This is a genomic window from Jeotgalicoccus huakuii (assembly GCF_036665975.1).
Lineage (GTDB): Bacteria > Bacillota > Bacilli > Staphylococcales > Salinicoccaceae > Jeotgalicoccus > Jeotgalicoccus marinus.
Genome location: NZ_JAVIYN010000002.1, coordinates 1 through 15,052, shown reverse-complemented (window position 1 = coordinate 15,052; position 15,052 = coordinate 1). Strand labels below are relative to the sequence as shown.

General features: G+C 37.6%; 17 protein-coding genes. 11 read left to right on the top strand and 6 right to left on the bottom strand.

Annotated elements, in window-relative coordinates; genetic code table 11:
* Positions 1-3 precede the first annotated feature (3 nt).
* Both V6E76_RS01075 and V6E76_RS01070 read left to right on the top strand, forming a co-directional pair.
* Positions 4-783, top strand: a complete 780-nt coding sequence (locus V6E76_RS01075) for a Cof-type HAD-IIB family hydrolase (protein WP_247348174.1) — start codon at positions 4-6, stop codon at positions 781-783.
* A 204-nt stretch (positions 784-987) separates the two neighbouring features.
* Positions 988-1,443: a Dps family protein gene (locus V6E76_RS01070; RefSeq protein WP_026865742.1), complete on the top strand. Its 456-nt coding sequence runs from the start codon at positions 988-990 to the stop codon at positions 1,441-1,443.
* 75 nt (positions 1,444-1,518) lie between these two features.
* Here V6E76_RS01070 and V6E76_RS01065 read toward each other — a convergent pair whose 3' ends face one another.
* From V6E76_RS01065 to V6E76_RS01045, 5 genes are all read right to left on the bottom strand, one after another.
* Positions 1,519-2,178, bottom strand: coding sequence for a metal-dependent transcriptional regulator (locus tag V6E76_RS01065; RefSeq protein ID WP_247348172.1), 660 nt, complete (start codon positions 2,176-2,178; stop codon positions 1,519-1,521).
* Between the two features lie 62 nt (positions 2,179-2,240).
* Positions 2,241-3,089: a metal ABC transporter permease gene (locus V6E76_RS01060; protein ID WP_247348170.1), complete on the bottom strand. Its 849-nt coding sequence runs from the start codon at positions 3,087-3,089 to the stop codon at positions 2,241-2,243.
* Positions 3,086-3,961, bottom strand: coding sequence for a metal ABC transporter permease (locus V6E76_RS01055; protein ID WP_247348168.1), 876 nt, complete (start codon positions 3,959-3,961; stop codon positions 3,086-3,088). The genes V6E76_RS01060 and V6E76_RS01055 overlap by 4 nt, the downstream gene beginning before the upstream one ends.
* Positions 3,962-3,967: 6 nt before the next feature.
* Positions 3,968-4,684, bottom strand: coding sequence for a metal ABC transporter ATP-binding protein (locus tag V6E76_RS01050; protein ID WP_247348166.1), 717 nt, complete (start codon positions 4,682-4,684; stop codon positions 3,968-3,970).
* Positions 4,685-4,696: 12 nt separating this feature from the next.
* Positions 4,697-5,629, bottom strand: coding sequence for a metal ABC transporter solute-binding protein, Zn/Mn family (locus tag V6E76_RS01045; protein WP_247348164.1), 933 nt, complete (start codon positions 5,627-5,629; stop codon positions 4,697-4,699).
* Between the two features lie 186 nt (positions 5,630-5,815).
* Here V6E76_RS01045 and V6E76_RS01040 point away from each other — a divergent pair, with 186 nt between their 5' ends.
* A complete protein-coding gene (locus V6E76_RS01040) occupies positions 5,816-5,959 on the top strand; it encodes a M48 family metallopeptidase (RefSeq protein WP_247348162.1) in 144 nt (47 codons plus the stop codon).
* Positions 5,960-6,062: 103 nt separating this feature from the next.
* Here V6E76_RS01040 and V6E76_RS01035 read toward each other — a convergent pair whose 3' ends face one another.
* Positions 6,063-6,773, bottom strand: coding sequence for an SDR family NAD(P)-dependent oxidoreductase (locus V6E76_RS01035; protein ID WP_247348160.1), 711 nt, complete (start codon positions 6,771-6,773; stop codon positions 6,063-6,065).
* 112 nt (positions 6,774-6,885) lie between these two features.
* Between V6E76_RS01035 and V6E76_RS01030 the strand changes: the two genes are divergently transcribed.
* From V6E76_RS01030 to V6E76_RS00995, 8 genes are all read left to right on the top strand, one after another.
* Complete coding sequence (locus V6E76_RS01030; protein WP_026865736.1) at positions 6,886-7,206, top strand: hypothetical protein; 321 nt, start codon at positions 6,886-6,888, stop codon at positions 7,204-7,206.
* Between the two features lie 15 nt (positions 7,207-7,221).
* Positions 7,222-8,523, top strand: a complete 1,302-nt coding sequence (locus V6E76_RS01025; protein WP_247348158.1) for a pyrimidine-nucleoside phosphorylase — start codon at positions 7,222-7,224, stop codon at positions 8,521-8,523.
* Positions 8,524-8,536: 13 nt separating this feature from the next.
* Positions 8,537-9,685, top strand: coding sequence for a UTP--glucose-1-phosphate uridylyltransferase (locus V6E76_RS01020; protein WP_247348156.1), 1,149 nt, complete (start codon positions 8,537-8,539; stop codon positions 9,683-9,685).
* A 20-nt stretch (positions 9,686-9,705) separates the two neighbouring features.
* Positions 9,706-10,395: a PAQR family membrane homeostasis protein TrhA gene (gene trhA, locus V6E76_RS01015; protein ID WP_247348154.1), complete on the top strand. Its 690-nt coding sequence runs from the start codon at positions 9,706-9,708 to the stop codon at positions 10,393-10,395.
* A gap of 49 nt (positions 10,396-10,444) precedes the next feature.
* On the top strand, positions 10,445-11,245 hold the full coding sequence (proC, locus tag V6E76_RS01010; protein ID WP_247348153.1) for a pyrroline-5-carboxylate reductase: 801 nt from the start codon (positions 10,445-10,447) through the stop codon (positions 11,243-11,245).
* 65 nt (positions 11,246-11,310) lie between these two features.
* Positions 11,311-12,861 (top strand): amidohydrolase, encoded by a 1,551-nt coding sequence (locus V6E76_RS01005; RefSeq protein WP_247348151.1) that lies wholly within the window; start codon positions 11,311-11,313, stop codon positions 12,859-12,861.
* Between the two features lie 90 nt (positions 12,862-12,951).
* Positions 12,952-14,001, top strand: a complete 1,050-nt coding sequence (gene salA / locus V6E76_RS01000; protein WP_247348150.1) for an iron-sulfur carrier protein/transcriptional regulator SalA — start codon at positions 12,952-12,954, stop codon at positions 13,999-14,001.
* On the top strand, positions 13,998-14,768 hold the full coding sequence (locus V6E76_RS00995) for a KinB-signaling pathway activation protein (RefSeq protein ID WP_247348148.1): 771 nt from the start codon (positions 13,998-14,000) through the stop codon (positions 14,766-14,768). Before salA ends, V6E76_RS00995 begins: the two co-directional genes overlap by 4 nt.
* Positions 14,769-15,052 lie beyond the last annotated feature (284 nt).

Here is a 15,052-nt window from a genome sequence, read left to right as displayed (position 1 = left end):
CATATGACAGATAAGAAATTGATATTCTTTGATATAGATGGAACATTATATAACACTTCTAAAGAAGTGCCTGAAGATGCTAAAAATGCTGTAATACAACTCAGGGAACAAGGACATATTGTTGCAATTGCGACAGGTCGTGGTCCGTTTATGTTTAAAGAGTTAAGAGAAATGTTAGGTATTGAAACATACATTAGTTACAACGGTCAATATATTGTCTACGAGGGTCAGGTCATCTATGAAAATCCGATTTCGGATGAAACACTTGATGCACTGACTAAACAAGCTTATAAAAATGATCATCCAATCGCATATTGTGATGAGAACGATCTTCGAGTGAGTACGAGAGAACATAAACATGTTCAAAGTGGCATCGGATCATTAAAGTTAAACTTCGAAGTCACTGAAGATCAAGCGTATTACCATAATAATGATATTCATCAAGCGCTGTTGTTTTGTACAGATGGCGAAGAAGAAGCGTATGAAAACAAATATGACGATGTTTACTTCTTAAGATGGCATGACTTTGCTACTGATGTCATACCTAAAGGTGGTTCTAAAGCTAAAGGGATAGAAATGTTGATAGAGAAAATGGGTGTCGACATAGAACAGGTATATGCATTTGGAGATGGACCGAATGATGTAGAAATGCTTACCTTAGTTAAAAATAGTGTTGCTATGGGGAATGCTGTTGATGAGGCAAAAAGAGTGAGTCGATATCAAACCTGTCATGTGGACGACAACGGGTTAGTAGAAGGTTTGAAGATGGCTGGTTTAATATAAATCAGTCATTTTTTTATGTTTACAATAATTTAGTAGGGGTAGAGATTATTGTTAGCGAGATAGATAAAGTCTTATTTATAATAATTCTAAATAGGACTTGATTAAGTATTCTATCCTTGCTATAATAAATATATAAATAATAATGATTCTAAATAAGTAGTTGCGCAAACTCATACTATTATATAAGGGAAAGGTGATTTTATAATGGCACAAGTTACAGAAAAAACAGCAGTAATCGAAGTATTAAACAAGCAATTAGCGAACAACACAGTATTATGGACTAAATTACACAACTACCATTGGTATGTTAAAGGACCTAACTTCTTCTCACTACACGCTAAATTTGAAGAGTTATACGATGCAACAGCAGTATATGTAGACGATTTAGCAGAGCGTATCCTTACTCTAGGTGGAGAGCCAATTGCTAAACTTACAGAATCACTAGAAGAGTCTAGCATTGAAGAAGGCGAATATGGTCTTGATGCTAAACAAATGGTTAAACAGTTAACTGAAGACTTCGAAGTGTTATCTGCAGAATTAAATCAATCAGTTAAAACAGCAGAAGATGCTGGTGACGATCGTACAGCAGATATGTTCATCGCAATTGCTCAAGATGTTGAGAAAAACAACTGGATGCTTAAATCTTATTTAGGTGAATAATAATTATTAGGGTACATGCTCTAATGAAATGATATAGAAGACCGGTGCGTTAGAATTCTAACGCACCGGTCATTTTTATTGTTCCTCAATAACAACAAAGAGATATTGTGCAATGGTTTGACTGAGTTCAACGTTTTCATCACGACTTATGTTGTGAATGAATAGAAGATCAAGAGTTTTATCCACCTCATAAATTTTAATCTGATCACCTACATTTAGATTGGCACGTTGGAAGTAATGAACGAGTTTTTCCTCATTAAGCATACGTGCGATGTTGACTGGTTGATTCAGTTCAACATCAGACAGACGAATCGACACTTTTTCTTGTTTCTCCATTAAATCTAAGGGGATTGCACCGCCATGGGGACAATGACTTGGATAATCTAAGTACGCTTCTAAGCGGTCTGCTAAAAGATCACTCGTTGAATGTTCCAGTAGCTCTGCTTCATCATGAACTTCGTCCTTTTCAAAATTAAGGTTTTTCACGAGAAACACTTCCCAAAGACGGTGCTTACGAATGAGCTTCTTTGCATATTCTGCACCTTCATCAGTTAACATGCTGCCCTTATATGGAATATATGTGACCCAGCCGGCTTTGACGAGACTGTTCATCATTTCAGTGACAGTCGGTGGTGATATACCTAACCGCTCTGCAATCTCTTTGTTGGGCACTTGAATCTTCCAAGCACCGAGTTCAAATAACACTTTTAAATAATCTTCTTTAGTGGGGCTCATCGTTACCCTCCATTCACAAGTTTCATGTCTAATTATGAAGAAACTTTATAAAACAGGCAAATTTAATTTACTGGTTTTCTATGGCTTAAAGTGAATTTTTGAGTCATAAACACTAGTATAAATGTGATGAATGAAACTGTTGCGACACTACCTGATATAGAGGTGTCTGTGAAATAACCAAATATGCCGCCGATTATACTGTTGAATGCTGCAATAATTAGTGTGAGCCAAATCATTCTAGATAATCTTTTAGAAACTAAATAAGCAGTCATGGCCGGGGCAGTAAAGAAACTAATGACGAGTATTGAACCAACAGCATCAAAAGCTGTTACTGCTGTAACAGAAACTAGTGACATCAGGATATAGTAGATCAGTGTTGCAGAAAAACCGGAAACAGCAGCGAATATTGGATCAAAACTTGTGACTTTTAATTCCTTGTAACACAAGAGAACGAAGATGATGTTGATCAGTAATATTATCGTTAGCTGAACAAGTGCATAGGGTAGGCTTATGCCAAAAATATCGATGCGGTTTAAGGGGGCGAATAAGACTTGTCCCATGAGGACGACATCGATATCTAAGTGCACGTCATCTGCATATCTCGACACTAAAATGACTGCAATTGCAAATAAACCTGTAAAGACAATGCCGATTGAAGCATCGGCTTTGACTAACTTAGAGTTAGATATTAGCTCGATTAGATAGACGGTTAATAAGCCGATGACTGTTGCCCCGATGATGAGTAGGGGTGAACGTAAATCATTGGTGATGAAAAAAGCGAGTACGATACCAAGCAAAATCGTATGACTGATGGCATCGGTTGTCATCGCCTGTCCTTTTAAGACTAAAAATACACCAAGTAAACTCGTTGCAAGTGCCGTGATGAGTAGGACTGCAAAAACTTCTATCATATGTTGGCACCTCGCTTTTTATTTTGAATAATTTTAGCACCGAGACCTTTTGGGGCAGCGACTAGGGACAGTATTAATAGAATAATGAGTGAAAGAATAATCGCTGGACCAGTTGGTATACCTGTGAATGCGGTTGAAACAAAGGTGCCTATAAAGGCTGAAACGCCACCTGAAATACCGGCAATAACGAGCACATTAAGGAAACGGTTCGACCATAAACTGCCTATAACAGCAGGTACGATTAAAATATTTACGATTAGAATGGCACCAACTGCCTTCAGTCCAACTGAAATTAAGACAATTGTCATGAGTAAGACCAGTGTGTTCATCAAGTTTTTATTAATACCGATTGTACGGCTGTATGTTTCATCAAAAATGTAGATTCTTAATTGATGATAGAAAATAGTAAATATCAGCAGACTAATTAGGGCAGCTGCAATGATGATATAGACATCAGATCTCAACATGTAGGCAGCCTGACCAAATATAAAGTCATCTATACCTTGGGTACCTGAAAAATTGGAATTGCCTTGTACATAGCTTTTTAAGACCATACCCAAACCGAAAAAGCTAGATAAGATTAAGGCAAGGGCACTGTCTAAGGAAATCTTTGACTCTGAGGTGATTTTGTTTATAAACCAAAAGGCAAGCACTCCAAATATGACTGCACCAATCACGAGGACTGACGTTTCCATCATGCCAAAAATCATAAAGGCAATAACAATGCCTGGAAAAGTTGCATGACCGATTGCATCACCAATTAAACTTTGTCCCTTTAAGACGCTGACAGTACCCACTACGCCTGAAGCGATTGCTAAAATGACCGTGCCGAAAGCGACAATTATAAATGAATAAGACGTTAAAATATCCATTACTTATCACATCATTTCATAATAAGCGGCATTAATATTATCTTCTGACCAGACTTCTTTTACCGGACCGCTTGCAATGACTGTTTTGTTTAAGATGATGACATGATCAAAATATTCAGGGACAGTATTTAAATTATGATGGACAACTAGAAAAGTCTTACCTTGTTTTTGTAAATTTTTCATGGTGTCGATAATTAACTTTTCGGTTGTAATGTCGATGCCTTGAAGCGGCTCATCCATAAGGTAAATACTCGCATCATGTGCAATAGCACGCGCTAAAAAGACGCGCTGACGTTGACCGCCTGATAACTCAGAGATTTGACGGTCTTTATATTCTGTCATCTTCATTGTTTTCAGTGCTTCTAGAGCGATTCTTGTATCCTCATTATTTGGTCTTTTAAACCAACCTTTATGAACATAGCGTCCCATTATGACGACGTCTAAGACAGTAGCAGGGAAATCCCAGTTGACGTCGCCTTTTTGAGGTACATAGGCAATATTTTTAAGTGCTTTTTTACTAGTGTCATCCATGACTGATGTCTGCCCGGATGTGGGTTTGATTAACTTCATGATTGCCTTCATTAAAGTTGATTTACCCGCACCATTTGGACCGACAACCGCAGTTAAACTCCCTGCTTTAACATCTATATTTAAATGACGAACTGCAGACTTATTGTTATAGGCTACAGTTAAATCATTTACGTTAATTATTGAATGTGACATAGTTATCCTCCTTTATTTAAGATTGTCGACGATCGTATCAATATTATGACGGTACATACCGATAAAGGTATCACCAGCCTCACCTTCTACGGCTAAAGAGTCAGATAGTAATTTCTCATCATCGCTGTTAACCACTTCTACTGAACCACCTTTAGATTCGACAATTTCCTGAAGGCGTGTCATTCTGTCTGGATTTGTCGTTGTTTCTACAAAGATTGCTTTAATATTGTTGTCAGCTATTAAATTTGCAGTTTCTTCAATTTGGTTATTTGAAACTTCACTGTCAGTAGAGAAACCTTGAGGTGCGTGAACATCTATATCTTGAGTTTTCTCTAGGTATTGGAAAGCATCGTGAGGCGTCACAAGAATACGGGATTCCTTAGGAATTTCTTCAACTCTATCTGATACGTAAGTTTTAAGTTCATCAAGCTCTTTAATATAGTTATCGTAATTTTGTTCATAAGCATCCTCTGCTTCAGGATTGTTCTCGATTAAAGTATCCTTCACTTTTGTAACAGCTTGTTTGTAAAGTTCGATATCAAACCAGAAGTGAGGGTCAGTTTCAGAGCCTCCCTCATCATCTTCCATTGTCGTTAAATGATCCGTATTGAAATCATCAGTAATCGATACACCTTCCTCAAGCACATCTGCCATTCGACCTTCAAAATTTAAACCGTGGTAAAGCACGGTATCCGCATCACCTAACACCCTAAGATCACTTGCCTTAGGTTCATACACGTGTGGGTCCTCTCCAGCAGGAATAATCATTTCAACATTGTAGCCGTCTATACCTTCATCTAAAACAGAGACCATATCATTGATAAAGGTCGTCGTGACGACAAGGTTTTGTTTATCGTTGTCAGTTTCAGAACTTGCTTCAGTACTACAAGCGGCTAAGATAATCGTTAAAGTTAAAGCCATTATCATCGTTATTAATTTTTTCATTTGTATAAACTCTCCTTTGGTTGGGTTATGTAATTTTAATTATTAGGTTACCCTAATTATTTAAATTAGTCAAACCGAAAAGAAGAGAATTAGGCTGAGGGAAGTTTGTTTCAGGGAGTTTACGAAAGGATAAGTAATATTAAATGGTTTAATTTTATGTTGGAATTTATGAGAGGGGGATTTTCAATGGCCAAGGATAATGAAAGTAAAGAAACTAAAAGGGAGAAGCGTAAACTATTTATTTGGGGTTTAGTGATAGGGATAATACTGGCTGCCATTTTTGGTAATCCGATTGTTATGTTAATTGAATATATAATTGAGCATTTTTAAGTGTGATTGAGCTTCGAAAAATAAACGACTTCGCGAAACAGCCACAATATACAACAACACCACAAAAAAAGAGCTGATAAAGATCAGCTCTTACAATTCAACTCTATTCAAGTGGCTGTGGATTTGTTGCCCACATCTCACTATTTTTAACAAAGGTTCTTGGGTTAATTTTCAGTTGGTTCACAATGATATCAGCAATGTCTTCTGGATGTGTCATTGTTTCTGGGTCTAAGTTAGGCTCTCTTGTTAATACAGCGGATGGTGTGAGGTAAGACATGCGTATATTGTCTTTTCTCACTTCTCGCATAACGCCTTCAGTCAAACCGATAACTGCGTGTTTTGAAGCGGAGTAAAGGGCACTGGATTCTGATGCTCTTAGACCGGACACTGAAGCGATATTGATAACATCCCCGCGTTGTTCTTTTTGCATGTGTGGTAGGACAGCTTTCATCGTGTAGTACATACCGAACACGTTGACGTCTAGCATCTGTCTGAACATTTCTTCGTTGTCGTCAAAGAAACTACCGCCTCCCATGATACCTGCATTATTGATAAGGATATCGATAGTACCGAATTCTTCAACTACTGACGATACGATTTCATCTACTTCTTCTTTTACAGATACATCACCACGGATTGCGATTGTTGACACTTTATATTCATTTAAAATAGCAAGGGCTTCCTTTAGAGTTTCTTCATTACGTGCTGTAATTGCGATGTTGACGCCTTCTCTGGCAAGCGCTTCAGCAGTTTTTAAGCCTATTCCTTTTGAACCACCTGTAATCAATGCATTTTTACCATTCAAGTCCTGCATAATTTTCCCTCCTATTTTTTAGTTCTCATTATGAAATGAACTTATTTTTAAGTATAATAAAGATATTAAGAACATGATATCCATATGCTTGTATACAAAGGAGGGCGGAATCATGGCAGAGCATGGTCAGACTAATATCTTTGATGATGTACTAAAGGATAATGAATCATTTGTGATTGTTGTACAAGAAGTGATGGATCACAACGGTGCACTTCAAAAAAAGATACTTCGTGAATATCCGAGCTTAGATCATACAGCAATGAAAAACTTATTTGATCACTTAAAAGATACGTATTTAAATGAAACTTTTAGTGAACACGGGACATATTTTGATATTACGGTTTATACTAATGAAGACTATGCGGCAGAAAATATTTATGCCCATACTAAAAAGTATAGAAATAAGAAGGAATGGACTAAAACATCCAAGTAAAAGGAGTACTTAAACATGAGAATGGTAGACATTATCGCTAAAAAGCGTGACGGCAACACTTTAACAAAAGAGGAGATTGAATTCTTCGTCAATGGATATACGAAAGGTGAGGTGCCTGATTACCAGGCTTCAGCACTTTTAATGGCAATCTTTTATAATGATATGACACCTGAAGAATCTGCTGATTTAACGATGGCAATGGTTGAATCTGGAGATCAAATCAATTTATCAGATATCGAAGGTATCAAAGTGGATAAACACTCTACTGGCGGTGTTGGAGATACAACTACACTTGTATTGGCACCACTAGTAGCAGCTTTAGATGTACCAGTGGCAAAAATGAGTGGTCGTGGCCTGGGGCACACAGGTGGAACAATTGATAAGTTAGAAGCCCTAGATGGCTTCCATGTAGAATTATCGCAGGATGACTTCGTAAATCTGGTTAACAAGGACAAGCTCGCTGTAATTGGACAGTCTGGAAACTTAACCCCTGCGGACAAAAAAATCTATGCTCTACGTGACGTGACTGCAACTGTGAATTCAATTCCACTGATAGCAAGTTCGATCATGAGTAAGAAAATTGCTGCGGGTGCAGATGCGATTGTTTTAGATGTTAAGGTGGGAGATGGCGCCTTCATGAAGACCGAGGAGGATGCAGTTGCCTTAGCTGAAGCGATGGTTCAAATAGGTAATAATGTTGGTCGTCGCACGATGGCTATTATTTCAAGCATGGAAGAACCACTTGGTTATGCAGTCGGCAATGCAAATGAAGTGCGTGAAGCAATTGACACTCTAAAAGGTGAAGGGCCAAAAGATTTAACAGAACTCTCATTAACTTTAGCAAGTCAAATGGTCGTTGTTGGCGGTAAGGCTGAAACGATTGAAGAAGCAAGAACAATGCTAGAAGAAGTCATTAAGAATGGTAAGGCGCTCGAGAAATTTAAAGCTTTTGTTAAAAATCAAGGTGGAGATGACTCCTTAGTTGATCATCCAGAAAACCTCGCTCAAGCGAAACATCACATTGACGTTGTAGCAACTGAGCCAGGTTTTATTGAGTCAATTGATGCTGAGAACGTTGGTGTGGCAGCTTCTATATTAGGTGCAGGTCGTCAGACTAAAGATGACGAGATCGACTTAGCTGTCGGTATTATACTTAAGAAAAAAGTAGGCGACAAGGTTAATAAAGGCGATGTTCTCGCTGTCTTAGAAGCAAATACTGATGGTGTTGATGATGTTGTACAGCGAGTTCAAGACAGTTATCATTACGGTAAAGATGAAGTACACACTAAATTAATCAAACGCATTATTACGGCATAAAAGGAGTGGACGTATGATTGAAGAATTAATCCCACAATATAATTTATTAGAAGATAGCTATAAAGAAAAAGTTAAAGCTCAATTTGAAACTTTAGATTTAAATTTAATTAAACACGTCTATGAAGATGTGTATTTAAAGAATAATGAAGTGGACTTAACGAAAGTTGAAGAAGTCCCTCACGTGTTAAAGCAGGACCTTGATGTGGATGCAGTTTCTGAACTTGCAACAACAGCGATTGAAAACGGTGAGGTCGCAGTTGTTCTACTTGCGGGTGGACAAGGTACGCGCCTAGAGCATTCAGGACCAAAGGGGACTTTCTCTTTTGAAGGCGTTTCTTTATTCGAATTACAAGCGAGACAAATTCTTAAATATAAAAAAGCAGATGGTACTCTACCTGTGCACTGGTATATCATGACGAGTGATATCAATCATGAAGAAACATTACAATTCTTTGAAGACCACTTGTATTTTGAAGTACCAAAAGAAAACATTCACTTCTTCAAACAAGAGCATTTCCCACCTTTATCTAAAGATGGAGAATTGTTATTAACAGAAGAAAAAGACATCATGCTAACACCTAATGGTAATGGTGGAATCTTCAGTTCACTTAAAAGTAGTGGCATGCTAGATGATATGGCAGATAGAGGCGTCAAAAATGTGTTCATGAACAACGTTGATAATGTTGTTGTAAAAGTATTAGACCCTGCTTTAATTGGTCTACATTTACAGGATCAAAATGATGTCACATCTAAATCAATTACTCCAAAAGAAGGAGAGTCTGTCGGTAGATTGGCTGTCTTAGATGGTTATAAAGGTGTTGTTGAATATACCGAACTACCTGAAGGTAGTGAAGATCAGTTCACTAATGGAAATATAGGGATTCATGTTTATAGCATGAATTTCTTAAATGAAGCTGCAGACGGTGCAATGCCATATCACCTTGCATTAAAAAAACTAGTGCATCTAGGACAGCATCTTGAGGTGACTAAGGAAGAAGTATTGAAATTTGAAAAATTCTACTTTGACGCCTTTAGATATGCTGGCAAACATAACACGCTTCAAGTGGACCGAAAAGGTGAGTTCTCTCCACTGAAAAATAAAGTGGGCAAAGATAGTATTGAGACAGCCTTTAACGATCTTTCTGAAGAAGGGTTGATTTAATGTATGGGGAGTCAGAACAAATGGGAGAAAAACACAACCAAGAGAATGTAACTTCTAGAATCGAACGTACTTTAAAAAATGTTGTGCCCTTATCTTTTGGAGAGGAAGTTGGTAATGCAGTCAGTCATGGTGTGGCAGCACTAATTTTCATTTTCCTCTTACCATTTACTGCGATTTATATGTACGTCCTTGGTGGGATTAGTCATGCAGTTGGGGGTTCAATCTTTGTCATTAGTATGTTGCTCATGTTTCTGACGTCTACCCTCTATCATTCAATGGCGCATAATACCAACCACAAGTATGTTATGCGTTTACTAGACCATAGCTTTATCTATGTTGCTATTGCTGGAACGTATACCCCGATTGCTATATCAGTAGTAGGCGGTACTTTTGGACTCGTTATTTTAATCATTCAATGGTTGGCGACAATTCTTGGTATTTTATATAAGGTGCTCGCGCCAGTTGTTAATGAGAAGGTGAGCTTGGCATTTTACCTAGTGATGGGTTGGTCAGCAGTTCTATTCATACCAACTATTATTACAGATACATCATGGCAATTCATAAGTCTGATTATACTAGGTGGTGTATTTTACACGGTCGGTGCATGGTTTTACGCACAAAAAACACGTAACTACTTCCATATGATTTGGCATTTCTTCATTATTGCTGCTGCAATATGTCACTATTTTGCAATTGTGTTCTATATATGAGCGGATACTATGGTAAAATACGTACCAATAAAGAACCGAGGGTGGTCTTATGAAAATTGTATTTTACGGGGCTGGTAATATGGCCAGCGCAATCTTTACAGGAATGATTCATAAAGGAATTGTCAGTGCAAAAGATATTTACATTACAAGTAAATCTAACCGAATTACTGCTATGGCCTTTAAAGAATCATTAGGTTTAAATGTCTCTTATGACGATGAGGAACTGTGTGAAGATGCTGATTATATTGTGCTGGCATCGAAGCCTCAAAATTTCTCAGATGTTGCAGATAGAATTCGTCCGCATTTAACGGAAAAGACGAAATTAGTGTCTGTCATGGCTGGAATTAGGATTGAAACTGTGCAAGAAGAATTTGCGACGGGTAATCCAGTTGCAAGAATTATGCCAAACACCAATGCGATGGTTCAACACTCAGTTAATGGTATTGCCTTTTCCGATAACTTTTTAGAACGTGAAGAACTGATTAAACTTATGGCGAGTTTTGGGAAAAATGTAGTGGTTGAAGAAGATGGTATGGACAACATCACAGCAGCAACTGGTTCTGGTCCTGCTTTTCTCTACTATATATATGAACAATATGCGAATAGTTTGGTAGAACTTGGCTTTTCAGAAGAAGATGCACATGAGTTAACACGTGAACTTGTTATCGGGACTGGTAAAACGTTGTTGAACAGAGATGAATCGTTTGAGCGCTTAAGAAAAGATATTACTTCTAAGGCTGGAACTACTGAAGCCGGCTTAGATACTTTAATGGAGTTCAAACTTCAAGAAATGATATTTAAAACCTTGGGCTCAGCAAGAGACCGTAGCAAGAAACTAAGTGAACGATAAATGAAACTAAGAATACTTTCATATATAATCATATATGAAAGTATTTTTTTCTGAGGATGATAATAATGGCAGACTTATATTTTAATGGGAAAATTTATACGATGACTGGTGAAAACGAAGTTGTTGAAGCCGTCTTAGTAGAAGATACAACAGTGAAAGCTGTAGGTACGTTTGAAGAATTGAAAGGTTTAGCAAATCAACATATTGATTTACAAGGCCAGACGATGATGCCTGCCTTAACGGATGTACACCAGCACCTGATTATGATTGGTAAAAAATTAGCATCACTTGCATTAGACGATGTGACAGATATAGATGAAATGAAGCAACAAGTTGCGGATTTTGATTCTAATCATAAGTGGAATAATATTCTTGGTTATGATGAAAATAATTTTGATAATCAATACAAGATTCATATTGAAGAACTTGATCAGTTAACTGAAAAACCAACCTTAATTACGCGTATTTGTTCTCATGCAGGTGTAGTGAACTCCAAAGCATTTGAAGCTTTAGGCATTACAAAAGATACAAAAAACCCAGAAGGTGGGTACTTTGAAAAAGACGAAAATGGTGAGTTAACTGGATGGGTCTATGACAAAGCCTTTGAAGAAATGAGAGCAGCAACGGTAGATGATACAGTTGAGTCGATTAGTGAAGATATTACTCGTGCCGTTAAATATATGCATTCCCTAGGTATTGTTGGCGCTCATACCGAAGACCTTGCTTATTATGGTGACTTCAATGTGCCGCTTGACGCTTACCTTCAAACACTTGGTGAAAAAGAACTTAAATTCCGTGCGAATTTACTAACACATGAACAAGTCTATGAAGATGTCGTGAAAGCAAATAAGGCTTATAAGAAGAACTACGTCGAACGTGATGCCATGAAAATCTTTGCAGATGGTGCATTCGGTGCAAAAACTGCCTTAGTAAGTGAACCGTATGTTAATTCCGATGACCAAGGCCTGCAAATTCACACCAGAGAAAAATTAGAAGAAATGGTCCAGACAGCAAGAAAAAATAAAGATGCGATTGCAGTTCACATGATTGGTGACCGTGCGATTGAAATGGTGCTAGACACTATAGAAAAATACCCAGTAGCCGAAGGTAAGCACGATAGACTGATTCATGTGAGTCTCCTACGTCCTGACCTTATTGAACGTATGGCGAACCTACCGGTCATCTGTGATATTCAACCGACATTCTTGACCTCAGATATGCCATGGGTAGAGGACTATATTGGTAGTAGTCGTGCGAAGTACTTGTATCCGTTTAAAACACTCCTCGATAAAGGACTCGTTCTCGGTGGATCATCAGACGCTCCAATTGAAAAGGTGAATCCATTTTTAGGAATTCATGCCTTAATCACACGTGAAAAAGACGGTGTTGTATACAATCCAAATGAGATTGTTGACCGTTATGATGCCTTTAGAATGTACACAACAGAAGCAGCGAAAATTGTCTATAGAGAAGATATTCAAGGTCAGATTAAACCAGGCTTTCTTGCGGACTTCATTGTCTTGGATAAAGATGTGATGACAATAGATCCAGATGAACTTCTAGATGTACAAGTCTTACAGACAATTATTGATGGTGAGGTCGTCTTTGAGCTGTAACGATAAGTTCAAGATTGAGTGATATTAGGGGTAACAATCTTATGTTATTATTAGAAGTATTGGAATCAAGTTGAAGTTAGGAGCGTTTACATGATAACTGAAAGTAAGGTTAGAGAGATTATCGGAGCGTTAAATGATCCGATTTTAAATGTCCCGATCAGTGACACAGAAGGGCTGCTCGAGGTCAGTATAAAAGAAGAAAAAAACCATGTCAGTCTAAAAGTCGCAATCGGTCGTGAAGGTGGCCAAGAGCAATTAGACTTACAGATGAAGATTGTTAACCTGTTAAAAGAAGCGGGTGCAGATAGTGTCGGACTACGTTTTCAAGAGTTACCAGATGAAACAATTGAAAAATTCCGATCAACTCGTGGGGCAGCAATGGAACTTGGCTTTACTCTTGGGAAGACAGAGTTTATCTCGATTGCGTCAGGTAAGGGTGGCGTAGGTAAATCTACAGTTGCTGTGAACTTAGCCGTTGCCTTAGCTGAAAAAGGTAAAAAAGTTGGCCTGATTGATGCAGATATTTACGGCTTTAGTGTCCCGGATATGATGGGTATTACTGAGCGCCCTGCTTTAGATGGTGAAACGATTATACCAGTGAAACGTTTTGGCGTTGAAGTTATATCTATGGCGTTCTTCGTTGAAGAAAACACACCAGTAATTTGGCGTGGTCCAATGCTCGGACAAATGTTAACAAGTTTCTTTGAAGAAGTCAGATGGGGTGATCTTGATTACCTACTATTAGACTTACCGCCGGGAACAGGGGATGTCGCTCTAGATATTCACCAGATGTTACCGCACTCTAAAGAAATTATTGTGACAACACCTCACCCGACTGCAGCCTTCGTTGCAGCGCGAGCTGGTGCCATGGCGCAGCATACAGATCATGAAATAATTGGTGTCATTGAAAATATGAGTTACTTCCAAAGTAAAGAAACGGGTAATAAGGAATATATTTTTGGTTCAGGTGGTGGTCAAAAACTTGCCGATGAACTGAAAACACCTCTATTAGGACAGTTGCCACTCGGACAACCAAATTGGAATGAGGATGATTTTGCACCTTCTGTTTATATTGATGATGAGATCAGTAGAGTTTATAGTGCAATGGCCGACAAAGTAATTGGAGGATCAGCAGAATGACTTCCAAATATTTAGTTAAGTTCTACTTTGTCACTTTACTAATTGGGGCAGTAATTACTACCCTAATTAGTTTGGTGACTGAATATGATGCTGTGACAACCTTCCTATTTCAAGGTGAGTTCGGTGACTTTTTCGTTGGACTTCTATTCCTAATTGGTTACGGGCTCCTAATTGCCACAGTCAGTCAAGTCGTCTTCTACATATATCTATTCATTAATCCATTAGGTCTAGGTATCTTTAGAAGCTTGTGGCCATATGTTCAACTTCTACTTATACTGTATGCAATCTTTGACTTGTTCTACTTAAGGTTTAGACAAGTAGGTGCAGGACATGAGTCAACCTGGTCATATGTATGGATTCCGATTATTATCGTCATTGCTGGAATATTCTTTGCTTACTATAAGAATAAGATTTCAGAGACAAATGTATTTATTCCATCATTATTCTTTATGATTTTTATGACTTCATTAACTTTAATTCCATTTATATCAGTAGAAAATACAGATTGGATTTATCGTTCAGTATTCACCGTAATACTGACAAACGCATATCAGTTAATCAGACTACCTAAATATATTGAAGACTCCGAGCGTGAAAGAAAAGAACGCGGACGTACAACAAGGGCAGATGTTAATGAGCAAAAGCGTAAAGAATTAGCGGAAGAGAAAAGAAAACGTGAAGAAAAAGACAATAAGCAGATTAAAGCAAGTAAGAAATTAGGTTATAAGAATAAGACTAGAGCTGCAAAAAGTGATAGTAAGAAATAAAAATTAATTTATATAAAGCCCGTCAAAACAACGTTTGGCGGGCTTCATATATTTTATTTAAAAATTTATGAGAAAAAGTATTGACCTTTATAAGTTAACTTGATAAGATATAAAAGTCGTCAAAACAAGACGTAATCAAAAAATAACAATCTTAACATTAATTTAATAAATCTCTTGCATTTAGAAAATGAACGTGTTAAGATAATTAAGCAATAAACAAACGAGAACATTGAAAACTGAATGACAATATGTCAACGTTTAATTCCGATAAAAAGTCTTCTATT

Excerpts from the sequence above, each read along its gene's own strand:
- V6E76_RS01025 (WP_247348158.1), top strand. The coding sequence starts at position 7,222 with ATGAGAATGGTAGACATTATCGCTAAAAAGCGTGACGGCAACACTTTA.
- V6E76_RS01070 (WP_026865742.1), top strand. The coding sequence starts at position 988 with ATGGCACAAGTTACAGAAAAAACAGCAGTAATCGAAGTATTAAACAAG.
- V6E76_RS01045 (WP_247348164.1), bottom strand. The coding sequence starts at position 5,629 with ATGAAAAAATTAATAACGATGATAATGGCTTTAACTTTAACGATTATC.
- V6E76_RS01035 (WP_247348160.1), bottom strand. The coding sequence starts at position 6,773 with ATGCAGGACTTGAATGGTAAAAATGCATTGATTACAGGTGGTTCAAAA.
- salA (WP_247348150.1), top strand. The coding sequence starts at position 12,952 with ATGATAACTGAAAGTAAGGTTAGAGAGATTATCGGAGCGTTAAATGAT.
- V6E76_RS01075 (WP_247348174.1), top strand. The coding sequence starts at position 4 with ATGACAGATAAGAAATTGATATTCTTTGATATAGATGGAACATTATAT.
- V6E76_RS01020 (WP_247348156.1), top strand. The coding sequence starts at position 8,537 with ATGATTGAAGAATTAATCCCACAATATAATTTATTAGAAGATAGCTAT.
- V6E76_RS01005 (WP_247348151.1), top strand. The coding sequence starts at position 11,311 with ATGGCAGACTTATATTTTAATGGGAAAATTTATACGATGACTGGTGAA.
- V6E76_RS01030 (WP_026865736.1), top strand. The coding sequence starts at position 6,886 with ATGGCAGAGCATGGTCAGACTAATATCTTTGATGATGTACTAAAGGAT.
- proC (WP_247348153.1), top strand. The coding sequence starts at position 10,445 with ATGAAAATTGTATTTTACGGGGCTGGTAATATGGCCAGCGCAATCTTT.
- V6E76_RS01065 (WP_247348172.1), bottom strand. The coding sequence starts at position 2,178 with ATGAGCCCCACTAAAGAAGATTATTTAAAAGTGTTATTTGAACTCGGT.
- V6E76_RS01040 (WP_247348162.1), top strand. The coding sequence starts at position 5,816 with ATGGCCAAGGATAATGAAAGTAAAGAAACTAAAAGGGAGAAGCGTAAA.
- V6E76_RS00995 (WP_247348148.1), top strand. The coding sequence starts at position 13,998 with ATGACTTCCAAATATTTAGTTAAGTTCTACTTTGTCACTTTACTAATT.
- V6E76_RS01050 (WP_247348166.1), bottom strand. The coding sequence starts at position 4,684 with ATGTCACATTCAATAATTAACGTAAATGATTTAACTGTAGCCTATAAC.
- trhA (WP_247348154.1), top strand. The coding sequence starts at position 9,706 with ATGGGAGAAAAACACAACCAAGAGAATGTAACTTCTAGAATCGAACGT.
- V6E76_RS01060 (WP_247348170.1), bottom strand. The coding sequence starts at position 3,089 with ATGATAGAAGTTTTTGCAGTCCTACTCATCACGGCACTTGCAACGAGT.
- V6E76_RS01055 (WP_247348168.1), bottom strand. The coding sequence starts at position 3,961 with ATGGATATTTTAACGTCTTATTCATTTATAATTGTCGCTTTCGGCACG.